The organism is Amycolatopsis circi, from assembly GCF_003385235.1.
GTDB classification, from domain to species: domain Bacteria; phylum Actinomycetota; class Actinomycetes; order Mycobacteriales; family Pseudonocardiaceae; genus Amycolatopsis; species Amycolatopsis circi.
Map to the genome: position 1 here is coordinate 41,296 of NZ_PQIA01000035.1, position 21,405 is coordinate 62,700.

Sequence of the window (21,405 nt, forward strand, 5' to 3'; positions counted from 1 at the left end):
ACTCTGAGTCCCTCAGGGTTCCCTTCACGGCTTTTTAGCTGCTCTGTCCACAAGGCCGCGGGTTGTCCACAGAACAGGCCCGGCCAGGCACGAAACTTCGCCGGGTGCGGCAGCATTTATCGGGTGAAACAACGAGGCCGCTGGGCCGCACACCCCGAAATGCTCGCGCAACACAGCACGCACCAAGTGATCCGAGCGATGACGCTGGAATCGCTGGGCATGAGCAGCAGAGTCATCTACCGACGATGCCTGCCCGGGGGACCATGGCGAAGACTGTTGCCCGGAGTCATCCTCCTGCACAACAACGACCCCACGCCTGACCAACTCGTACACGCAGCCTTGTTGTACGCGGGCGAATCAGCGATCGTCACCGCGGAAGAAGCCTGCCTGCGGTACGGCCTGCGTCTCCCGACCCCGGAAAGCCCGCGGCAAATCCACTTGCTGGTTCCGCATCGAAAGAAGCTGAACAGCTCTGAATTCGTGACCATCGAGCGGACGAGGCATCTTCCGGCACCGTGGCTTCGGGCTGGCGTTCCGCTCGCGCCTCTGGTCAGAGCCACCACAGACTTGGTCCGGCGAACACGCGACTCCGAGACGGTCAGCCGTGTCCTGATCGAAGCGATCCAGCGAGGACGCTGTTCACCACAAGCCCTGGCAGAAGAGCTGGACCGCGGCACCAAAAGGGGAACCGCGATCCCCCGGCGGCTTCTCGCCGAATGGTCGGACGTCCGGTCAGTCGCCGAAGCCGAAGCTCAGAAGTTATCCAAGAGTCTTCCGAATCCGCCAACCCATCAGAACACCGTGCTTTACGACCACGCGGGTCAATATGCAGGCCAACCTGACTTCTGGTGGGACGAGGTCGGACTGGCTTGGGAGATCGACTCAGTGGAATTTCACTTCCGCTCGGCCGACTACGCGCGAACGTTGCATCGGAACACTCGCTACGCGGCCCTGGGCATTGCCGTGGTGCAGACTCTGCCGTCCCGTCTGCGCACCGAGCCAAAAGCCGTTCTGAACGAACTCAGTGACGCATACCGTGCCGCCGAGGTCCGCCCCCGCCCACCGGTCTCCCTACGCCCCGCTGGTTAGTACGTGAGGGGAACCCTGAGGGACTCAGAGTCCCTCAGGGTTCCCCTCACGGACGTTAGTGGACCGCGTCCAGGGCGTTTACCAGGCCGCGTCCGTAGTACGAGTTGTTCCGCGCCGGTCCGGAGCAAGCCGAGACATCGCAAGCCACCGGATCCGCCTCCGCGGTGAGCAAAGCCGCCAAAGCGCGCGGCGGGGCGTGCCTATGCGTGGAAGCCAGCAAAGCCGCGACCCCGGCTGCGTGCGGGGAGGCCATCGAAGTGCCGCACTTAGTGCCGTAAGCCCCGTTGAACACCGTTGACAGCGGGCACCCCGCGCCTTCCCCGGCAGGCGGCTTCTGCCCCGAATCCCCGCCCGGCGCGGTGACCGTGACCGAGCCGTAGTTGGAGTAGTAAGCCTTCGTGCCCGCGTAACCAACCGCAGACACCGTCACGACCCCGTCGATCGCCTTAGGCAGGATGCCGCACGAAGGGTCGATCTTGTGCGGACGGTTCGGGTCGACAGTCTGCGTACGCACGTCGAAGCCCGAGTTGCCCGCAGCAGCGACGTTGAGAGTCCCGCGCTGCGTCGAGTAAGTCACGGCGCGCCGTACGGCTTCGTACGCGGCAGCGTCGCCCGCTTCGTTGCGGCAGTAGAACATCCCGGGGTCGATGTAGTAGCTGTTGTTCGTCACCTGGAAGCCGTGCTGCCCCGCCCAGACGAAGCCACAGACGGCCGCCTCCGGGAAGATGTAGCCGTCGTCGTTCACCACCTTCACCGACGCCAGCCGCACGCCCGGCGCGATGCCGGTGAAGCCGCGCGCGGGGTCCTTGCCCGCGATGGTGCCGGCGACGTGCGTGCCGTGGTCGGAGTTCGTCGGAGTCCACGCGGAAGCGTCCGGCGCGCCGGTGACACAGCCGGTCGACGACTGTGTGTCCACCGCGTGCGCGAGCGCCGGGTGCTTGGCGTCGATGCCGGAGTCCAGCACGCCGACCGTGACCGCCCGCGAACCGGGGTTGATCTTGTTCGCTTCCGGTGCGTGGATCGCGCGCATGTCCCACTGCTGAGTCGACAAATCGTCACCAGTGGCGACGCTCTCCGTCTGCTCCAGCATCCCGATCGCCGAGCGCAGTCCGGCTCGGGCGGCGGCTTTCGCGGCGACGTCCTTGCCCGCTGAGTACGCCCGCTTCACGCCGAGCCGGTCGGCGAAGTCCGCGTTGCGCGAGCTGGCGACCGCGACGCCGATCTCCGGGTAGTACGCGATCCGCTTGCCGCACTTGGCGCTCAGCTCCGCGTCGACCGAACGCTGCTTCTCGCCCGGTTGGTACAGCACGACGTAGCTGTACTGCGTGCTGGTGGTGTCACAGGACGGCGCTGGCGCGGCGGACGCTGGCACGGTCACCGCGCCGGCGGCGACCCCAGCCACCGCGATCGGGACGAGCAATCGACGTAAACGGGACATTTAGCCTCCATGGTCGGTCGCCCGAAACTAAGCCAGCCCGGACGCGCCCGCCACCGACCAAAGGACGGTCACCGCATCAGGTGTCGGCGCGGTCCTTCGCCGTCGCCCGGATGCCGCGCCAGCCGAGCACCCCGATGGCGGTGCCGAGCACGAACGAAACCACCGTCAGCACCGCGTGCACGATGAAGTACCCAGTGGGGGAACCGTCGGCCGCCCAGGACTGGTTGCTGGCCCACAGATTCTTCGCGAACGTGATCCAAATGATCCAGGACCAGATGCCGAAAGCGAACAAGGCCATCGCTGTACCTCGTGAAATGCGCATGTCCCGAGTATGCCGCCGGGCCATCGGCGCTAGATTGCGTGGGTGCACCCTGCTTTCGCCCGGTCGCTGCGAGCATTCGCCGCGCCACTCGCCGCAGCCCTCGTAGCCGTCGCCGCGCCCGTCGCCCTCGCCGCACCGGTGCTGGCGGAGCAATGCATCGACCACGCCGCGCCGCCGGCCCCGGTGGACACCTCGGAGAAGCCGAAGCCGGGACAGACCGTCCCGCCGCCGCTTCCGATGCCGGCCCAGCCGGTCGGCGGCGACCGCCTCGGCGGCTGCGGCCCGATCCTTCCGCCGGGCGCGCCCGCGCTGCCGCCGGGCGACACCTCGGCGTCGTGGGTTCTGCAGGATCTCGACACCGGCGCGGTCGTCGCGGCGAAGGACCCGCACGCGCGGGAGCGGCCGGCGTCGCTGATCAAGACGTTGCTGGCGCTGGTGGTGGTCACCGAGCTGAAGCCGGAGCAGGTCATCGTCCCGACGAAGGAGGACGCCGAGCAGGAGTGCACCTGCGTCGGCATCGCCGCGGGCGGGCATTACACGATGGACCAGCTGCTGCACGGCCTGCTGATGCACTCGGGCAACGACGTGGCGCACGCCTTCGCGACCGCGCTGGGCGGGGCCGACGCGGCGGTCGCCAAGATGAACGCGCTCGCCGCCCGCATCGGCGCGACCGACACCCGCGCGGCGACCCCGTCCGGCCTCGACGGACCGGGCATGTCGACCTCGGCGTACGACCTGAGCCTCGTCTTCCACTACGCGATGAAGCAGCCGGAATTCGCCAAGGTGGTGGCGACGAAGAATTTCACGATCCCGGCGATCGACGGGAAACCGCCGATTCCGGTGTTCAACGACAACAAGCTGCTCGGCGTGTATCCCGGCTTTCTCGGCGGGAAAACGGGCTTCACGGACGACGCGCGGCACACGTACGTCGGCGGCGCGGAGCGCGACGGCCACCGCCTCGCGATCGTGATGATGCGGGCCGAACAGCGCCCGACGAAGGTGGTCGACCAGGCGGCGAAACTGCTCGACTACGGCTTCGCGCTGGAGAAGAACGGCGCGCAGCCAGTCGGCCAGATCGCCTACCAGTCGCTGAGCGCCGACGCCGCCCCGATGTCGGACAAGCAGGTCACCCCGGCGGGCGCGACGACCGCGGCGGCGCAGAAACCGGACCCGTTCGGCACGACCGGCTGGATCCTGACAGTGCTCGTGCTGGTGATCATCGTGGCCGGGTTCGTCCTCAGCTACCAGCGCAAGCGCAACGCCCGCGCGTAACGACCAGTTGCAGGTCCGTGAAGGACTCCTTGAGGGAATCTGATTCCCTCAAGGAGTCCTTCACGGACATAGTCAGCTCTTGCGTTTGCCTAGCCAGGCCAGCAGCGCGCCCGCGCTGAACGCGCCGGCCACGGAACCGAGCCCCAGCCCGTGCTGCACCGTCACCCGAGGCTCCAGCAGCACCGGAGCGGGCGGCTGCACCACGCGTCGCTGGTTCTCCCGCGCGGTCGCCGTCCAAGCCGTCACCAGCAGCAGGAACCGCGACACCAGGTTCGCGAACACCAGCAACCCGATCACCGGCCCGAAGATCGCTGCCGACGGGGACTTCGTGACGCTCGCCAGATAGACCGTCGCGACCTGCTGCAAGACCACGAATCCGACCGCGGCGATGAGCGCGCCCTTGACCGCGCTCCGCAGCGCGACGTGCTCCCGAGGCAGCCGGGCGATCACCCACAGGAACACCAGCGCATTGGCGATCAGGCTGAGCACGATCGTCGCGACGTGCAGCAGGAAAACCGCCCACTGCTGGCCTTCCAGCCCGACCAGCTTCAGCAGCAGTTCGCCGAGACCGCTGCCCGCCGCGGTGAGCGCGAACGACACGACCAGCGCCAGCCCGAGCCCGAGCAGGGACAGCAGGTCCTTGATCGTCCGGCCGACGAACGGTTCCGTCTTCTTCTCCTGGCCCCACTGCGCGGTGAGCGCGTCGCGGAGGTTGGCCATCCAGCCGATGCCGGAGTAAAGCGCCAGCAGCAGCCCGAAGACCCCGATGCCGCTGCCGGACTTGAGCGCGGCGTCGGTGATCTGCTTGACCAGGCCTTGCAGGCCTTCGGGGACCGAGCTGTCGATCCCGTGCGTGATCTGGGCGATCACGGCTCCGTTGTGCCCGAGCACCATGCCGACGATCGCGAACGCCACCATGAAGATCGGGAACACCGACAGCACGCTGAAGTAGGTGATCGCCGCCGCGTAATGGTTGCCGTAGTTGTCGTTGAAGGAGTCGTTGGCGCGGATCAGGTGATCCAGCCACGGGTACTTCCGCCGCAGCCGGGGCAGCAGCTTTTCCTTGTCACCGGTCTCTTTCGCCACCGGAAAACGCTAACCACGGCAACCGGGCACCGCAACGCGAGCGTGCCCGCGCGGTTACTGCTCGTGGAAGGCGGAGATCATTTTCTGGGCGGCGGGCACCAGCAGCCGGGTCGCGTCCGCGCCGCTGATGCCGTCCGGGGCGGCGTTGTGGTCGGCGAGGTAGAGCTTGAACACGAAACGGCCTTTGCGGAACAGCACCTCGCCGTTGGTCTGGCCCTTGCTGCGCACCTGCCCCTCGTCCCCGACCTGGGCGGGCGCGGACTGGCCGTCGTTCGGCGCGGATCCGAGGTAGCTCTTCGCCGCGTCTTCGCCGAGGAAGCTGATCGCGGTCAGGTGCAGCGCGCGCCGGTCGATGCCGTTGTCGTGCCCGGTGCCGCGCTCGCAGTCGATCTGCACGTAGTTGTGCTTGGTGCTGTTGGTCATGATCATGTCGCCGACGGCGGTGGCGGGGGTTTCGGCAACCAACGGCGAAGCGTCGGTGCCGATCGCCGGGGTCACCGCGTCGGGGGTGAGCATCGGGCAGGGCTGCGCGACCGATTTCGGGAATGCCGCGCTGTCGTAACCGATGACGTTCGCCCCGGCCGGCGCGCTCACCTGCTTCGCGAAGTTCTCGGCGACCTTCTTGCCGAGATCCTGCAGCTTGCCCGCGCTCTTGTCCGCCTTCAGCTCGAAGTCCAAGTCGACCAGCGTGTCCCCCAGGACCAGCGCGGCGTCGCCGGAAGCGTCCGACGGGTTCTCCGTCTTGCGGCGCTTGGAGAAGATCTTCACCGGGCCGACAGTCAGACTGGGATCCGCGTCGTCAAGGTAGGGCTTGGTGTCCACGGTCGGCACGTAGGCCGGCTGGGACACCGCGACCGCCAGCCGCTCCTGCGTTTGATTGCCCTGGTTGTCTTGCAGGCTGTACACACAGTGGTTTACGCCCGAGGTCAGCGCCTTGGCGTAGGTGTTTTCGGACGACCGCAGCGGTCCCGAACCGTCGCCGACCAGGTAGCGGCGCTCGAAGGTGGCCCCGTTCGGGTCCGGCCGCGAGTCGACCATGATCCCGAGCGCGACGAGGTCCGCGACGGTCAGCAGGTTGCACGCCTGGATCACCGGCTTGCCGCCGATCCGCACCGCTTGCGGGTTCGCTTTTTCCTTGATCGGAGCGGGGTCCGGATACTGCGAGTTCGCATAACCCGGCCGTTGCACGGTCTGGCCGTCGCCGTTCGGGTCCTTCGCCTTCTCGATGTCCGATCCGGACATTCCACCGCACGACGTGACCAGCACCAGCGTCGCGACACCGATCGGCCACAAACCAGCTTTGAATTTCATGCTATTTCGTCCCCCCGGACCGGAATTTATGGTGTACGCCCCGCTCAGCGAGCGGGCAGGAACCCGATCCGCTCGTAGACCGACGCGAGCGTGGCCGACGCGACCTCGCGGGCCCGGTGCGCGCCCGCGGCGAGGATCCGGTCCAGCTCGGCGACATCGTCCAAATAGGACTGGACGCTCTCCTGCAGCGGCGTGACCCAGTCGACGAGCACCTCGGCCAGGTCCTTCTTGAGATCGCCGTAACCCTTGCCCTCGTAAGCGGTTTCGAGGTCGGCGACGCTGCGGTCGGTCAGCGCGGAGTAGATGGTGAGCAGGTTGGAGACGCCGGCCTTCTCCTCGCGGTCGAACCGGACCTCGCGGCCGGTGTCGGTGACCGCGGAACGGATCTTCTTCGCCGAACGCTTCGGGTCCTCGAGCAGTTCGACGAGCCCGTTGGCGGTCGCCGCCGACTTGCTCATTTTCGCCGTCGGTTCCTGCAGGTCGTAGATCTTGGCGGTGTCCTTGACGATGAACGGCTCCGGCATCACGAACGTCTTGCCGAACCGGCTGTTGAACCGCTGCGCGAGGTTGCGGGTCAGCTCGAGATGCTGCCGCTGGTCTTCGCCGACCGGCACCGCGTTGGTCTGATACAGCAGGATGTCCGCGGCCATCAGCACCGGATAGGTGAACAGGCCGACGCTCGCGTGGTCGCTGCCCTGTTTGGCGGCCTTGTCCTTGAACTGCGTCATCCGCCCGGCCTCGCCAAAGCCGGTCTGGCATTCGAGCACCCAGCTCAGCTGCGCGTGCTCGGGCACGTGGCTCTGCACGAACAGCGCGCTGCGCGCCGGGTCGACTCCGATGGCCAGCAGCTGCGCGGCCGAACGACGCGTCCGCTCCAGCAGCACCTTCGGGTCCTGCTCGACGGTGATCGCGTGCAGGTCGACGACGCAATAGAAAGTCTCGTGGGTGTCCTGCAGCCGCACCCACTGACGCAGGGCGCCGAGGTAGTTGCCGAGGTGGAAGGAGTCGGCAGTCGGCTGGATCCCGGAAAGCACCCGCAGGCGCCCGTTCTGTTCGTCGGACACGCCGAGATTCTTTCAGGCTGCGGAGGAGACGGTGCCGCGGGCCCGGCGGTTCGCGGGCCGGACGGGCAGACGGGACGTTTCGCTGGCCTTCGCCTGGGTATCTGCTTGCCAGAAGGAGCTGCCGACGAAGCGTCGCACGGGGATTCAGGGGTGGAAGTTGAAGCTCAGACAGCCAGGACCGTCGCGGCCGCCCGGGCCGGGAGGAAGTTGCTGACGAAGCCTGGGGTTCCTCGAGCTGTGGGAGATTTCGACTGCCGGCGGACCGGCCAGCCGACTAAGACTGGCGCAGGGGCAGCGCGGCCGGAGCCGGTTCCAGCGGCCGGGCGGGTTCCTCTTCGAGAGCCCCGGCGGCAGCCACCGCCTCGATCGCCTTCGTGCGGGCCTTGCGCCGCTGGCGGACGACGCCCAGCGCCATCCCGATGACGCCGAAGCCCACCGCGACCAGCCCGACCGGTCCGAGCATCCCGAACCCGGTCGACGTCGTCTCCGCGCGGACGACACCGGTGTCCGCGAAGGCCGTCACGCCCGTTCCGACGGCCGCGACCAGGATCGTCGCGAGCACCGCCAGGACTCGCCCGCCCGCAGCCGCCAAGGAACGGCCCGAAGCCGCGGCACGACTGCTGCCGACCGCCAAAGCTCCGCGACCGTCCTGCGCCGAGCCGCGAAGCGGAGTCCGGTTAACCGCCTCCGCGCCGGGCACCCCCGATGGGGCGACAGACGACTGAAGCGCTGGACGGCAAGAAGCCAGCGTGGACCGTGTCACGAACCGGCCTGGGTTGCGCACCGGAGTGCCTCCCGCGAGGTGACTGTTCTGAGTGAGCGTCTCACCCGTAAGGATGAGTTCTCGACGTGCTACTGGTCAGAAAACTACCGAGCGTGTCAAGACCTGTCGGATCTGATCAACTCGGGAGCCGAGGCTAGCGCCCACTCGGGGAGTAATCATGGGCACCCCTGCCGTCTCGGTGTCGTCGGTGGTCAGAGCTGTGCGCCATTCGCGGAACCACGCACAGTGTCCTCAGCCCCGGCGAAACCGGACAGAATCACCCCTCAGCACAAACCCGAACTACTCTCCGCAGGTTATTCACCAACTAGTCACCACTGGGAAACCGGGCTCAGCCCGGGAACGGCACGTCGTACTTCGCGGTGACCGGCGCGTGGTCCGACCAGCGCTGGTCGTAGGAATCTGCCCGTTCGACCACTACTGACTTCACCTTCTCCGCGAGGCCGGGGGTCGCCAGCTGGCAGTCGATGCGCCAGCCAGAGTCGTTGTCGAACGCCTTGCCCCGGTAGGACCACCACGTGTACGGGCCGGGACCCTCGGCGTCGAGCCGGCGCTGGACGTCGGTGTAGCCCGCCTCGTAGACGCGGCCCATCCACTCGCGTTCCTCGGGCAGGAAGCCGGAGTTCTTCTGGTTGCCGCGCCAGTTCTTGAGGTCGACGGTGTCGTAGGCGATGTTCCAGTCGCCCACCACGACGACCTCCCGCCCCTCGGCGGCCGACTTCGCGCGCAGCTCGACCAGGTACGGCAGGAACGCGGCCATGAAGCGCTCCTTCTCGTCCTGGCGCTCGGTGCCGACGTCGCCGCTCGGCAGGTACAGGCTCGCCACCACCACGCCGGGCAGGTGCATTTCCAGGTACCGCCCGCTGTCCTCGAACTCCGGCTCGCCGAACCCGGTCCGCACCTCGTCCGGCTCGACGCGGCTGTACAGCGAAACTCCGTTGCGCCCCTTCGCGACCGAAGGCGCGTGCGCGGCGAACCACCCCTCCGGCGCGACGACGGACGCGGGCAGTTGCGCGGCCTCGGCCCGCACTTCCTGACACGCGACGACATCCGCCTCAGTGGCGGCCAGCCACTCGACGAAGCCCTTCTTGACGGCAGCCCGGAGGCCATTGACGTTGACAGTGGAGACGATCAGCACCCCGCGCACGCTACCCGCCGGGTCCGACAATTTCCGCGCAAGGCAGGTCCGGCGAGGTCCAGAATGATCGCCATGCCCCGTCTGACAGTCCTCGGCAGCTGCGGCGCCTGGCCGGAGCCCGGTCGCGCCTGCGCCGGATTCCTGCTGTCCCACGAGGATTTCCACCTCGTACTCGACCTCGGCTACGGAGCCGCCGCACAGCTGTTCCAACATGTCTCCGCCGACCGGCTCGACGCGATCGTCGTCACGCACGAGCATCCCGACCACCTCGCGGACGTCAGCGCGCTCGGCCGAGCCCGCCATTACACGACCGACCGCAAACTCCCGATGCATTGCACGCCCGGCACCGTTCACCGGCTGGCCGCGATGGAGCCCAACCCGGCCCCCGCCGAGATCTTCGCCCTCCACGACCTAGGTCCCGAGACCGACCTCGGCCCGTTCCGGCTCACCACCGCACTCCTGCCGCACCACGTGCCGAACTACGGCGTCCGGCTCACCACACCCGGCTACACCCTCGCTTACACGGGCGACACCGGTCCCGCTCCGCAACTCACCGACCTGGCCCGCGACGCCGACGTCCTCATCTGCGAAGCCACCCTGCAAGGCGCACCGCCGGACGGCCCGCGCTATCTGATGACCGCCACGGAAGCAGGTCGACTCGCCGCTGCGGCGAATGTCCGAACGCTGCTGCTCACGCATTTCTGGCCAGGTTCCGACCGAGCGGTTTCAGTGGCCGAAGCCCGCGCCGAGTTCTCCGGAGAAGTGCTCGCCGCGGAAGAAGGACTCATGCTGAATCACGCATAATCGCGTCCACCGTAAAACGCGCTTTCGCGCCGCGGAGCAACGCAAAGAGCAAGGCGAACCCGTGCAGGCGCCGTAAAGGCGTTCGGCAATCGCTGAAGTTTCGGTCCGCACGGCGGCATCGGCTCAACCGATCGGCCGCATTCCTGGTTGGACAACAGAAGCCGTCCCACCACATGAGACGAAACGGCGAACGACTACGGGAGCCGCCGCACCGCGACCCGAGCCCGTCCAGAACCAAGCTCAGCAACCGCCAAGCCCCAGCCGAACCACGCGTCGCACCGAACCCGGCAACCACGCGAACCCAAGCACCGCAAGCAGTCCGTGCAGACCAGCGTCGGCAAAGACGACGCTCAGCCCCGCGACCAGGACCCAGTACGAACCGGACTCAGCACTTCGCCCCGGGAACCGGCGTCACGAAGCTGTCCGCAACCCACTTGCCGTCGGCGATCTTCCGGAACCCGTTCTGCACCATCGGCTGTGCGTCGAATTCCGCGCCGCGCAAGTACTTCCCGATGACTTTCCCGTTACCCGCGGCGGTTTCCCGCGCGTTGAGCACGTCCGCGGTCACCGAGACCTTGCAGCCGGTCGGGGATCCCTGCGCGTCGGCCTGGCCTTTCTGGCCGAACGCGTAGATGACCACGACCGCAGCGATGACGCCGATAATAATCAGTGTCTTCTTGGGCAAACCCAGAATCACGGCCGCTCCTCAGTCGCGAAAAACCCCTCGTCCAGAGTAGGCAGTCCGACCGGGCCCGGACAGCTTCCCGCCGCCATTCCACCCGGAGGTGCCAATCCTGTCACCGACACAACACGAAGAGTGACAAAAAAGAGAAGGGCACCTCGGAAGACTCCTCCGAGGTGCCCTTCTCCCTAACGGCTAAAGAAAGATCAGCCCTGCGCGATCTTCTTGGCCAGGTTCTCGTCCAGCGTCGCGAGGAAGTCCTCGGTCGTCTGCCATTCCTGGTCCTTGCCGACCAGCAGCGCGAGGTCCTTGGTCATCTTGCCGCCTTCGACGGTGTCGACGACGACCTGCTCCAGCTTGTTCGCGAAGCCGATCAGCTCCTGGTTGCCGTCCAGCTTGCCGCGGTGCTCGAGGCCCCGGGTCCACGCGTAGATCGAGGCGATCGGGTTCGTGGAGGTCGGCTTGCCCTGCTGGTGCTGGCGGTAGTGCCGGGTGACCGTGCCGTGCGCGGCCTCGGCCTCGACCGTCTTGCCGTCCGGCGTGCGCAGGACCGAGGTCATCAGGCCGAGCGAACCGAAGCCCTGCGCGACGGTGTCGGACTGGACGTCGCCGTCGTAGTTCTTGCACGCCCAGACGTAGCCGCCCTCCCACTTGAGCGACGCGGCGACCATGTCGTCGATCAGCCGGTGCTCGTAGGTGATGCCCTTGGCGTCGAAGTCGGCCTTGAACTCGGCCTCGAAGATGTCCTGGAACACGTCCTTGAACATGCCGTCGTAGGCCTTGAGGATGGTGTTCTTGGTCGACAGGTAGACCGGGTACTCGCGGTCGAGGCCGTACTGCAGCGACGCGCGCGCGAAGTCCTCGATCGACTTGCGGAAGTTGTACATCCCCATCGCGACGCCGCCGCCCTCGGGGAAGTTCGCGACCTGGAACTCCATCGGCTCGGAGCCGTCTTCGGGGGTGTAGGTCATCGTCAGGGTGCCCGGGCCGGGGACCTTGAAGTTGGTGGCCTTGTACTGGTCGCCGTGCGCGTGGCGGCCGATGATGATCGGCTTGGTCCAGCCGGGCACCAGCCGCGGCACGTTCCGCATGACGATCGGCTCGCGGAAGATCACGCCGCCGAGGATGTTGCGGATGGTCCCGTTCGGGGACACCCACATCTTCTTGAGGCCGAACTCCTCCACGCGCGCCTCGTCGGGCGTGATCGTGGCGCACTTGACGCCGACGCCGTGCTGCTTGATGGCGTTGGCGGCGTCGACCGTGATCTGGTCGTCGGTGCGGTCCCGCTCCTCGATGCCCAGGTCGTAGTAGTCCAGGTTGACGTCCAGGTACGGGTGGATCAGCTTGTCCTTGATGAACTGCCAAATGATGCGGGTCATCTCGTCGCCGTCGAGTTCGACAACGGTGCCCTGGACCTTGATCTTGGCCATGAGCAGCGGTGCTCCTTCCGCGGATCTTCGCGTTCGCTTCTTCGCTCTCCGATAGCGGTACAAGCGTACTGCTTAACAGAGCTGGATGGTTCCAGAAGTGGTCGGAATCAAGTCTCTACCACCCTTGACGCGGCTCTCCGACCGGGCACGATCCCGGCGCCCAGCCGAGGGGAACCGGACAAGCCCGGCGAGCATCCCATCGCATAACCACAGCCTGGAGGTCCTCGCCATGTCGTACCCCGCGCCCTACCCAGCCCAACCGGCGACGGTCAGCCAGCCGGCCAGCCGCGCCGTCGCGCGCGTGCTGAGCGGACTGTGCGGCCTGGTGCTCACGCCCGTCGCGATCGGCGTGCTGGCTTACGGCGGCTACCGCCAGCAGACCCAGGTGTCCGCGACGTTCGCCGAACACGGCGACGGTCTCGGCATGACGCTGATGGTGGTCGGCGCGCTCCTGCTCGTCGGAGTGGCGGTGCTCGGCGCGTGGTCGTCGACCGGGCCGATCGTCGGCGGCCTGATCTGGGGCGTGCTGCCCGGGGTGGCCACGCTCGTGTCGCCGCGGACCGGAATCGACCTGCTGCGCCTGCTGCCCGCCGACGAGCTGGCGGCCGGATTCGGCGGCTGGCTGGTGTCCGGCGCGCTGCTCGGCACCGGATTCCTGCTGGTCGGCGCGGGTTTGGCGACGACGCTCGCGCGCCGGCGCAGGTAGCGGCAGGACGGCGCGGGCCCGGTGAGACTATTTGCAGATGGGATTGTTCACCGTAGCCGAGGCCCGCACCGAACTCGCCCGGCTGCTTCCCGTTCTCGCCGAACTGATCCGGGTCCGCGCCGACGCCGCCGAACTCGCCGCGTCCCTGCGTCCGGGCGGGCGGGACACCAGCCTCGGCGGCCTGCCGGAGTGGAAGGCCGCCCAAGCCAGGCTGGACGACCTGATGACCGCGATCCAGGCGACCGGGGCCGAGCTGAAGGGCTTCGCCCCGCTGCTGGTGGACTTCCCGGCCTCGCTGGACGGCGACGACGTGCTGCTGTGCTGGCTCGAGGGCGACCGTGAGCTGACCTGGTACCACCGGGCCGACCTCGGTTTCGCCGGCCGTCGCCGATTGCCCGGATAATCACTGGTCAAGCCCACTACGGTGGCTAGGTGAGCACACTTTTCGACGCCGACGCGGCAGCATACGACGAGGACACCTTCCACCCGTACGTGGCCGAGCAGCTGATCGGCGGCCTGGCCCCCAAGCCCAACCTCTTGGTCGACGTCGCCGCGGGCACCGGCGCGGCCGCCTTCTCGGCGCTGCGCCTTGACCCGGCCGCGGTGTTCGCGATCGACCTTTCCCCCGCGATGATCGAGATCGCCCGAGCCAAGGCCGCCGACCGCGACCCGGACGGCCGGATCTCCTGGCACGTCGGATCCGCGGTCCCGCTGCCGCTCGGCGACGGCGAGGCCGACGCGGTCGTCTGCGCGTCCGCGCTGCACTTCCTGGGCGCGCGCGCCTTGGCCGACTGGCGGCGCGTGCTGCGTCCCGGCGGCAAGCTGGCGTTCAGCATGGTGTCGTCGGAACGCTTCAAGCCGACCGGCAAGTTCGCCAACGTGTTCCCGCGAGACCTGCGCGTCCCGGGCACCCTCGACGAAGCCGCCGCGCTGGCCACCGACGCCGGCTTCAGCTCGGCGACGGCACAGCACGTGACGCTCGATCAGGGCGACCGGGTACGGCAGGTTTTCGCGGTGTTCGCGGAGGTTTAGCGGTGGAAGTGCGCCTCGCCGCGAGTAGCGGCGGTGGAGGTGCAGTGCAGGACGAAGGCGACGTCGAGGTCAGTCACCGCACCGTCGGCCGCACGGGCGAGGCGGGTCACGGTGAAGTCGGCGGTCGAACCCGGCTCGGCGCAGGCGCCCGTGCCGCCCGCCCTGGTGCCACGAAACGCGATGAAGCCAGGCGTCGCGAGCTGCGGCGAATTCTGCTGCCGGACAGCGGCGTTCGAGTAGGTTCCCTCGTGCAGCTGCTGTCCGGCGGGCGCGCTGAGTTCGAGCCGGGCCCAATCCCAGCCGTCAGCCGATTCGGCGTGCACCTTCACCGCGTCGCCGTACTCCCACACGTCCACCTGGCCGGTGCCCCACGAAGCACTGCCTTCGAACGGGTACGCGCCGACGTCCGAGGTGTAGCTGAATCCGACCGGGTCGGCGTGCGCGACCGATGCCGTTCCGCACGCGATGCCCGCCGCGGCGACGACCGCCAAGATTCTTCGCATGATTTCCCTCCCCTGGGTTGCTGCCGATCTTGGCAGGATTCCCAGTGCCGCGGCGAAAAATCCCCCATTCAGCCGTGCAGCTGAGCGCCCTTGAGGATCTTGTCCACCGCGTTCTTCGGCCCGTGCACAGCCATCCCCGCCAACGCCAGTTTCTCCCGCGACACCGCCCGCACCGCCGCGCGATTGTCGACGTCATTGCCGGTCTGGAACAGTTCGTCGGTGAAGATCGAGAACCGCAGACCTCGCGTGAACGCGCGGTTGTGTGCCGATGCGAGCGTCTCGGCGGAACCCGCGAACACGAGTACCGGCTGGCGGAACATCGGCAGGTACTCGGCGTCGTCGGCGTCGAGGTAGGGCTCGCCGATCAGTTCGGGCGTCGTGTGGGCCACGCCGCTCACCAGGAACGCCGTGACGTTCAGCCGTTGCCACGAGGCCAGGTCGTCCCGCAGCAGCACGGCGATCTTCGTGTCGAATCGGTTCATGCGGGACAGCATCGGCTCGGCGCCGCGCGTGGGTCTTGTACGTTTTGAACATGACGGTGTCGGCCTGGCGTCCTTCGGTGCCGGGAATCGCCGAGGCGTTCCACGCCCGGTTCACCGATCACGCGTACCCCGCGCACACGCACGACACCTGGACACTGCTGATCGTCGACGACGGCGCGATCAGCTACGACCTCGACCGGCACCACCACGGCGCACTCGGCACGGCCGTCACGTTGCTGCCACCGAACGTCGCGCACGACGGTCGCGCCGCGACCAGCCAGGGCTTCCGCAAACGCGTGCTCTACCTCGACGCCGACGTGCTCGGCGAGGACCTGATCGGAGCCGCGGTCGATCAGCCGAGCCTGCCGGATCCGTTGCTGCGCACCAGAATCCACCAGCTGCACCAGGCGCTCGCCGAACCGCTGGAAGCCGAAAGCCGCCTCGCTTTGGTCGCCCAGCGACTGCGCCTGCACCTCGGCCGCCCGACCATCGCGCCACCCGACCGCAGCCTGGCCGACGACCTGCGCGACCTCCTGGACGAACGCCTCCCCGATGCGCTGACGCTGGCCGACGCCTCCGAAGCGCTAGGCGCGCATCCCGTCCACCTCGTCCGCGCCTTCGGCCGCCGCTTCGGACTGCCGCCGCACCGATACGTCACCGGCCGCCGCGTCGACCACGCCCGCCGCCTCCTGCTCGACGGCACCCCGCCCGCGTCCGTCGCCGCGACCGCCGGATTCACCGACCAGGCACACCTGACCCGCCACTTCCGCCGCTACCTGGGCACCACCCCAGCCCGCTTCGCACGCGGCTGACCGGGCGGTTTGTGCGAAGATGACCCCATGCTGCGCGAACTGCACCTGACCGGCGACCCGGCGGCCGACAAGCTGCTCAACGACGACCCGTTCGCCCTGCTCACCGGGATGCTCCTGGACCAGCAGTACCCGATGGAGCACGCCTTCGCGGGCCCGCGGAAGATCGCCGACCGGATGGACGGCTTCGACCTCGCCAAGATCGCCGCGACGGACGTCGACAAGTTCGTAGAGATGTGCGTGGTCCCGCCCGCGATCCACCGCTACGGCGGCTCGATGGCCCGTCGCGTGCACGCGCTCGCGCTGCACATCATCGAGAACTACGACGGCCGCACCGAAGGCATCTGGCTCGACGGCCGCCCCAGGCCGGACGGCGAGGAAGTGCTGAAGCGACTCAAGGCGCTGCCCGGTTTCGGCGAGCAGAAGGCGAAGATTTTCCTGGCGCTGCTGGGCAAACAGCGCGGGGTAGCCCCGAAGGGCTGGCGCGAAGCCGCAGGCGCATACGGCGACCGCGGCTCCCGTCGGTCCATCGCGGACGTGACGGACGCCAAGACGCTCGGTGAGGTGCGCGCGTTCAAGAAGGCCGCGAAGGCCGCCGCCAAGGCGAACTGACTCATCCCCGTGCGAACACACAGACTTGAGCCACCCGGCAACCGAGCAAACCGATACAGTGGGTCATGTAGAGGACGAATCCACATCATGAAGGAGGGGCCGTGGTCGACAAGTTCACCGATCCGCTGCTGACTCCTAAAGCCGTGGCTCGGCATCTACAGATTCCTCGATCCACTATGTACGGCTGGCTCGGCGAGCAGGCTGACGGCGCGCCGTTGGTCCACCGAGTCGAGCCAGAGCGGCATGGCAGGCCTTCAGTGCCGTTTGTCGCTGTGATCGAAGCGTACGTGCTTCGGGCTCTGCGAGATCTCGGCCTGACCAAGCGAAAGATCCGTGACGCTGCGGCCGAAGTTCGGCGGTCTTTTCACACGCCCTACGCGCTGGCGACGAAGCAGATCGCGACCGACGGCGTGGACATCTTCCTCCACTACGCGGACGGCGATCTCGCGCGCGTCGGGGACGGCCAACGTCCGTTCCGCGAGATCATCAACGACTACCTGCATTTCATTGAATGGGACGCGGCAGACGGTTTCGCCGGAAGCCTGCGCCTCCGGCAATACCCGGATCTGGCACCAGTAGTGATCGACCCCCGGTTCGGATGGGGAACACCCGTTGTCGAGTCGACGAAGGTGCCAGTCGACGCCGTTGTCGATCTCTGGCTGGCTGGCGAGTCCTTCACCGACGTCGCTTACGAATACGGTCTCACTTCGGAACAGGTCGAAGAGATCTGCAGAGTAGGCCGTGCCGCCTGAGTTTTTCCTTGATCGCGGGTTGGGGCGACGGTTGGCCGAAGAGCTGACTGACCTGGGCTGGATTGTGCACCGAGCTGCCGCGCACTTTCCGAACGACGCCCAGCACGTCGCGGACGAGGACTGGCTGGACTATGGCCTGGCCCGAGGCTGGTCGCCATTGTGCAAGGACGGCCGAATCAAGGGTCGGGACTCGGAACGCGCACCGTTGGAAAAGTACGGCGGAGTTCTCTTCTATCTCGACAACCAGCGCCTCAGGGTCGATGACATGGTGGCGCGTTTCGAGCAGCATCGGCAGGCGATCTACCGAGCCGTCGCACGAGGCGGCCCCCATGCGTACGCAGTTGGCGCGCAGAGGCTTCGCGCAACCTGGCCGTGAACTGCATGACGAACTGACTCAGCCTCGTCGCGAGTGCCTATCCCAGTTAGAACCGGGACAAACACTCACGAGCCCCGCGCGAACCAGACCACGTCCGGTTCCCCGCGCGGCACCGGAATCTCCACCACGTCCACCTCGGTGAACCGCTCCCCCAGCCGAGCCGTGAACCCCGGTGCCGCGCCCGCGCTCCACACCGCCAGCACCCCGCCCGGACGCAGCAGCTGAGACAGTCGATCCAAGCCGGAAGCCGCGTACAGCGACGCATTCCCCTCGGTGACCGTCCACTCTGGACCGTTGTCGATGTCCACGCACAGCGCGTCGAACGTCTCGCCGGTCGTCCGCAGCCACTCCAGCAGATCCGCCTCGACCACCGTCACCCGCGGATCATCCAAGGCCCCGCCGTGCACCTCGCGCAGCGGACCGGTGCGGTTCCAGGCGATCACCGCCGGTTCGCGTTCCACCACGACCACTGAGCCGACCGCGGAGTGGTCCAGCGCGGCGCGCAGCGAGAATCCGACGCCGAGGCCGCCGATCAGCACTCGCGCGCCGGGGGCGAGCCGGTCGGCCGCTCCGGTCACGAGCTGCCGTTCCGACTCGCCGTTTCGGGTGTCCATCAGGAACATCCCGTTTTCGATCACCTCGAACTCGGCGCCGTCGCGCCGCAGCACCAGTTCTCCGCCGCGCCCGGGCACGGTTTCCAGTACCTCTGCCACGCCGCGCAGCTTCTCAGACCGCGACCTCCTCGCGGACCTCAACCCGCTTCCGCGCGCCCCAGAAGAACACGACCACCAGCGCCGCCGCGGCAGCGAGGATCGCGGCGATCTCCGGCAGGACAGTCGCCCCGGCCGAGGTCAGCACCGCGCCGCCGACGATTCCGGACAGCCCGACGCCCAGGTAGATCGCCGACGCGTTGAGCGACAGCGCGAGACCGGCGTGCCCCGGCGACAGCTCGATGAGCCGATGCTGCACCGGCGGACTGAACGACCAGTTCGCCACGCCCCACACGAACAACGTGATCCCGGCCCCGACGACGGTCGTCGCGGTGAACGGCAGCAGCACCATCACGGCGGTGAACCCGGCGAGGATGATCAGCAGCGGCTTGCGCGGGCCCCACCGGTCGGCCGCGCGGCCGCCGGCGAAGTTGCCGATCGCACCGCCGATGCCGTAGCAGAACAGCAGCACCGTGACCGTCCCGCCGGAAACCCCGGCCGTGGCGGACAGGACCGGCGACACCAGCGTGTAGACCATGAACGCGGCGAGGCAGGCGAGCGTGGTGGTGACGAGCAGCGCGACGATCCGTTTGTCCCGTGCGATCGCGAACCGCTCGGCGAGCCCGACCGCCGGCGGCGGCGCGACCTTCGGCAACGCGACCCGCACTCCGAGCGCGCCCAGTGCCGAGAGGATGCCGACGAACAGGAACGCGCCTTCGTAGCCGAACTGCTGGGAGATCACGCTGCCCAGCGGAACGCCGAAGATCAGCGCGATGGTGAGCCCCCCGAACACCAGCGAAACGGCTCGGCCGCGACGTTCTGGCGTAGTCAATTCCGCGGCGACGGCAGTGGCGGCCGGGGTGTAGACGGCGGCCCCGATCGCTGTGACGACCCGCGCGATCAGCAGCGTGGTGTACCCCGGCGCGACGGCTGCGAAGACGTTCCCGACCGCCGCCACCGCGAGCGCGGCGACCAGCAGCGTCCGCCGTTCCCACCTTCCGGTGGCGGCGGCGAACAACGGCGAGCCCACCGCGTACGCGATGGCGAATGAGGTGACGAGCTGCGCCGCGGCAGTCGCGGAGATGTGCAGCTCGGACGTCAGCGCCGGCAGCAGCCCGGCCACGATGTAGCCGCTGGTGCCGACGCCGAAAGCCCCGAACGCGAGCACCGAGTTCCGGGCCGCCGCCGAGGACGAGACGCTGGACATGAATGTCCCCCCAATGAGACCTGAACGGATAGTTCGATGAACGTCGTAGTTCGATAAAGACCGTACACGGCCGCACCGACAATTTCGACAGGCGTCGTACTATGGACGCATGCCCGCTTCCGCGCCCCTCCCGCCGCTCGCCTATCCGGACCGCGACGAAATCACCGTCGAAGCGGTGCTCCGCGCGCTGGCCGACCCGGTCCGCCTGGCGATGGTCCGGCAGTTGGCGAACTCCGAAACGGAGATCTCGTGCAGCGGTTTCGAGGTGCCGGTGACCAAATCCACACTCACCCATCACCTCGCGACCCTGCGCCAGGCCGGAGTGATCGTCGGCCGCCAGGAAGGCACCACCCGGTACAACTCCTTGCGCCGCAACGATCTCGACGTGCTCTTCCCCGGCCTGCTCGACGGCGTGCTGGCCGCGCTGCGCTGAGCGGTCGCGCTACGTGGCGGGCCTCACCCGAATACCGGGATGACAAGGCCGCCCTCCATCGGTTCAACTAGAGCGAGACAGCACGACGACGTCGGGGCTGTCTAGTTTTTTGCCCTCGTTCTAAAGCGCTTCAGAAACCTGCGATCCAGGCCCTGAGCAATCGATTTCTTCAGGAAGGGAGAGCCGTGCCCGTCGCGTTGCTCGCGCTCGCCGTCGGTGCCTTCGGCATCGGTACCACCGAGTTCGTGATGATGGGTGTGCTGCCTCTGACCGCCGCGGACTTCCACATCGACATCCCGTCCGCGGGCTACTTCATCTCCGCCTACGCCCTCGGCGTGGTGATCGGCGCGCCGCTGCTCACCGCGCTGGCCGTCCGGTTGCCGCGCAAAACCATGCTGCTGGCGATGATGGGCCTGTTCACGGTCGGCAACGCGCTGTTCGCGCTCTCGCCGAACCAGGAGTTCGGCATCGTGTTCCGGTTCCTCGCCGGACTGCCGCACGGCGCGTTCTTCGGGGCGGGCGCGGTCGTCGCGTCCAGCCTCTCGCAGCCGGGCCAGCGCGCGAAGGCCGTGTCGATGATGTTCATGGGCCTGACGCTGGCGAACGTCATCGGCGTCCCGCTCGGCACGCTGCTCGGCCAGCAGGTCGGCTGGCGCGCGACGTTCGGCGTCGTCGCGGTGATCGGCCTGCTCGCCATCGCCGCCATCGCGAAGCTGGTGCCGCACCAGGGCCGCCCGGCCGACCCGTCGATCCGCGGCGAACTGGGCGCGTTCCGCCGTCCGCAGGTGTGGCTGGCGCTGGCGATCGTGATGTTCGGGCTCGGCGGCGTGTTCGCCTGCATGTCCTACATCGCGCCGATGCTGACCGACGTCGCCGGATACTCGCCCGCCAACGTCACGGTGCTGCTCTCGCTCGCCGGCGTCGGCATGACGATCGGCAACTACCTCGGCGGACGGCTCGCCGACAAGAAGCTGATGCCGAGCCTGTACGTCGCGCTGCTCTCGCTGGCCACCGTGCTCGCGATCTTCACCGTGACCGCGCAGGGCAAGGTCGGCGCGGCGATCACGATCTTCTTCGTGGGTGTCGCCGGCTTCATGATCGGCCCGATGATGCAGGCGCGGATCATGGAGAAGGCGGGCGGCACGCCGTCGCTGGTTTCGGCCGCTGTGCAGTCGGCGTTCAACATCGCCAACTCGATCGGCGCGTACCTCGGCGGCCTGGTCATCGCGGGCGGGCTCGGCCTGCTGGCCCCGAACTGGGTCGGCGCGCTGCTGGCCGTGCTCGGGGTGTCGATCGCCGCGGTGTCCGGGTTGCTGGACCGGCGCGAGGCGCGGGTCCAGAAGGAACTCGCGCTCGCGTCCTGACC

Annotated in this window: 25 protein-coding genes; 12 read left to right on the forward strand and 13 right to left on the reverse strand. The window is 67.9% G+C overall.

The window, feature by feature from the left end:
- The first annotated feature begins 123 nt into the window (after window positions 1-123).
- Window positions 124-1,089, forward strand: coding sequence for a hypothetical protein (locus D0D37_RS17725; protein WP_244223554.1), 966 nt, complete (start codon window positions 124-126; stop codon window positions 1,087-1,089).
- Between the two features lie 55 nt (window positions 1,090-1,144).
- Here D0D37_RS17725 and D0D37_RS17730 read toward each other — a convergent pair whose 3' ends face one another.
- Window positions 1,145-2,527: a S8 family peptidase gene (locus D0D37_RS17730; RefSeq protein ID WP_116201657.1), complete on the reverse strand. Its 1,383-nt coding sequence runs from the start codon at window positions 2,525-2,527 to the stop codon at window positions 1,145-1,147.
- Window positions 2,528-2,603: 76 nt separating this feature from the next.
- A complete protein-coding gene (locus D0D37_RS17735) occupies window positions 2,604-2,849 on the reverse strand; it encodes an SCO4848 family membrane protein (protein ID WP_116201658.1) in 246 nt (81 codons plus the stop codon).
- 42 nt (window positions 2,850-2,891) lie between these two features.
- Here D0D37_RS17735 and D0D37_RS17740 point away from each other — a divergent pair, with 42 nt between their 5' ends.
- Entirely contained in the window at window positions 2,892-4,121 is a 1,230-nt protein-coding gene (locus D0D37_RS17740) for a D-alanyl-D-alanine carboxypeptidase family protein (protein ID WP_116201659.1), read from the forward strand.
- Window positions 4,122-4,193: 72 nt separating this feature from the next.
- Here the strand turns inward: D0D37_RS17740 and yhjD are convergent, their stop codons facing one another.
- The 5 genes from yhjD to D0D37_RS17765 form a co-directional block, all read right to left on the reverse strand.
- Entirely contained in the window at window positions 4,194-5,207 is a 1,014-nt protein-coding gene (gene yhjD, locus D0D37_RS17745) for an inner membrane protein YhjD (RefSeq protein ID WP_116201660.1), read from the reverse strand.
- 54 nt (window positions 5,208-5,261) lie between these two features.
- Window positions 5,262-6,518, reverse strand: a complete 1,257-nt coding sequence (locus D0D37_RS17750; RefSeq protein ID WP_116201661.1) for a hypothetical protein — start codon at window positions 6,516-6,518, stop codon at window positions 5,262-5,264.
- A gap of 44 nt (window positions 6,519-6,562) precedes the next feature.
- Window positions 6,563-7,582: a tryptophan--tRNA ligase gene (gene trpS, locus D0D37_RS17755; RefSeq protein ID WP_116201662.1), complete on the reverse strand. Its 1,020-nt coding sequence runs from the start codon at window positions 7,580-7,582 to the stop codon at window positions 6,563-6,565.
- Window positions 7,583-7,856: 274 nt separating this feature from the next.
- Window positions 7,857-8,144: a hypothetical protein gene (locus tag D0D37_RS47975; protein ID WP_244223555.1), complete on the reverse strand. Its 288-nt coding sequence runs from the start codon at window positions 8,142-8,144 to the stop codon at window positions 7,857-7,859.
- Window positions 8,145-8,694: 550 nt separating this feature from the next.
- Entirely contained in the window at window positions 8,695-9,510 is an 816-nt protein-coding gene (locus D0D37_RS17765) for an exodeoxyribonuclease III (RefSeq protein ID WP_116201664.1), read from the reverse strand.
- Window positions 9,511-9,573: 63 nt separating this feature from the next.
- Between D0D37_RS17765 and D0D37_RS17770 the strand changes: the two genes are divergently transcribed.
- Window positions 9,574-10,305, forward strand: a complete 732-nt coding sequence (locus D0D37_RS17770; RefSeq protein WP_116201685.1) for an MBL fold metallo-hydrolase — start codon at window positions 9,574-9,576, stop codon at window positions 10,303-10,305.
- Window positions 10,306-10,690: 385 nt separating this feature from the next.
- Here D0D37_RS17770 and D0D37_RS17775 read toward each other — a convergent pair whose 3' ends face one another.
- The gene (locus tag D0D37_RS17775) at window positions 10,691-11,002 is read right to left on the reverse strand and encodes an SH3 domain-containing protein (protein ID WP_116201665.1); all 312 of its coding nucleotides are present in this window, start codon (window positions 11,000-11,002) and stop codon (window positions 10,691-10,693) included.
- 191 nt (window positions 11,003-11,193) lie between these two features.
- Window positions 11,194-12,417 (reverse strand): NADP-dependent isocitrate dehydrogenase, encoded by a 1,224-nt coding sequence (locus tag D0D37_RS17780; RefSeq protein ID WP_116201666.1) that lies wholly within the window; start codon window positions 12,415-12,417, stop codon window positions 11,194-11,196.
- Between the two features lie 229 nt (window positions 12,418-12,646).
- Here D0D37_RS17780 and D0D37_RS17785 point away from each other — a divergent pair, with 229 nt between their 5' ends.
- The 3 genes from D0D37_RS17785 to D0D37_RS17795 are packed head-to-tail and all read left to right on the forward strand — an operon-like array spanning window position 12,647 to window position 14,155.
- Window positions 12,647-13,123, forward strand: a complete 477-nt coding sequence (locus D0D37_RS17785; protein WP_244223556.1) for a hypothetical protein — start codon at window positions 12,647-12,649, stop codon at window positions 13,121-13,123.
- Window positions 13,124-13,160: 37 nt separating this feature from the next.
- Window positions 13,161-13,526 (forward strand): DUF2203 domain-containing protein, encoded by a 366-nt coding sequence (locus D0D37_RS17790; protein ID WP_116201667.1) that lies wholly within the window; start codon window positions 13,161-13,163, stop codon window positions 13,524-13,526.
- A gap of 29 nt (window positions 13,527-13,555) precedes the next feature.
- Window positions 13,556-14,155 (forward strand): class I SAM-dependent methyltransferase, encoded by a 600-nt coding sequence (locus D0D37_RS17795; RefSeq protein ID WP_116201668.1) that lies wholly within the window; start codon window positions 13,556-13,558, stop codon window positions 14,153-14,155.
- On the opposite strand, the gene D0D37_RS17800 is transcribed toward D0D37_RS17795, so the two are convergent.
- Window positions 14,152-14,658, reverse strand: a complete 507-nt coding sequence (locus D0D37_RS17800; RefSeq protein ID WP_116201669.1) for a hypothetical protein — start codon at window positions 14,656-14,658, stop codon at window positions 14,152-14,154. The genes D0D37_RS17795 and D0D37_RS17800 overlap by 4 nt on opposite strands.
- Window positions 14,659-14,726: 68 nt before the next feature.
- Complete coding sequence (locus D0D37_RS17805) at window positions 14,727-15,140, reverse strand: DUF2000 domain-containing protein (protein WP_116201687.1); 414 nt, start codon at window positions 15,138-15,140, stop codon at window positions 14,727-14,729.
- A gap of 50 nt (window positions 15,141-15,190) precedes the next feature.
- Here D0D37_RS17805 and D0D37_RS17810 point away from each other — a divergent pair, with 50 nt between their 5' ends.
- The 4 genes from D0D37_RS17810 (at window position 15,191) to D0D37_RS17825 (ending at window position 17,689) form a co-directional block, all read left to right on the forward strand.
- A complete protein-coding gene (locus D0D37_RS17810) occupies window positions 15,191-15,952 on the forward strand; it encodes an AraC family transcriptional regulator (RefSeq protein WP_116201670.1) in 762 nt (253 codons plus the stop codon).
- A gap of 27 nt (window positions 15,953-15,979) precedes the next feature.
- The gene (locus tag D0D37_RS17815) at window positions 15,980-16,561 is read left to right on the forward strand and encodes an HhH-GPD-type base excision DNA repair protein (protein ID WP_116201671.1); all 582 of its coding nucleotides are present in this window, start codon (window positions 15,980-15,982) and stop codon (window positions 16,559-16,561) included.
- Window positions 16,562-16,662: 101 nt separating this feature from the next.
- Complete coding sequence (locus D0D37_RS17820; protein WP_116201672.1) at window positions 16,663-17,313, forward strand: DUF433 domain-containing protein; 651 nt, start codon at window positions 16,663-16,665, stop codon at window positions 17,311-17,313.
- A gap of 31 nt (window positions 17,314-17,344) precedes the next feature.
- The gene (locus D0D37_RS17825; protein ID WP_208720012.1) at window positions 17,345-17,689 is read left to right on the forward strand and encodes a PIN-like domain-containing protein; all 345 of its coding nucleotides are present in this window, start codon (window positions 17,345-17,347) and stop codon (window positions 17,687-17,689) included.
- Between the two features lie 65 nt (window positions 17,690-17,754).
- Here D0D37_RS17825 and D0D37_RS17830 read toward each other — a convergent pair whose 3' ends face one another.
- Together D0D37_RS17830 and D0D37_RS17835 are read right to left on the reverse strand one after the other, a co-directional pair.
- Entirely contained in the window at window positions 17,755-18,402 is a 648-nt protein-coding gene (locus tag D0D37_RS17830) for a spermine/spermidine synthase domain-containing protein (RefSeq protein WP_116201674.1), read from the reverse strand.
- A gap of 13 nt (window positions 18,403-18,415) precedes the next feature.
- Window positions 18,416-19,606 (reverse strand): MFS transporter, encoded by a 1,191-nt coding sequence (locus D0D37_RS17835; protein ID WP_116201675.1) that lies wholly within the window; start codon window positions 19,604-19,606, stop codon window positions 18,416-18,418.
- Window positions 19,607-19,715: 109 nt separating this feature from the next.
- Here D0D37_RS17835 and D0D37_RS17840 point away from each other — a divergent pair, with 109 nt between their 5' ends.
- Both D0D37_RS17840 and D0D37_RS17845 read left to right on the forward strand, forming a co-directional pair.
- The gene (locus D0D37_RS17840; RefSeq protein WP_116201676.1) at window positions 19,716-20,039 is read left to right on the forward strand and encodes an ArsR/SmtB family transcription factor; all 324 of its coding nucleotides are present in this window, start codon (window positions 19,716-19,718) and stop codon (window positions 20,037-20,039) included.
- Between the two features lie 185 nt (window positions 20,040-20,224).
- Window positions 20,225-21,403 carry an MFS transporter gene (locus D0D37_RS17845; RefSeq protein ID WP_116201677.1) on the forward strand — a complete coding sequence of 393 codons (1,179 nt, stop codon included), beginning with the start codon at window positions 20,225-20,227 and terminating at the stop codon, window positions 21,401-21,403.
- Window positions 21,404-21,405: the final 2 nt, after the last annotated feature.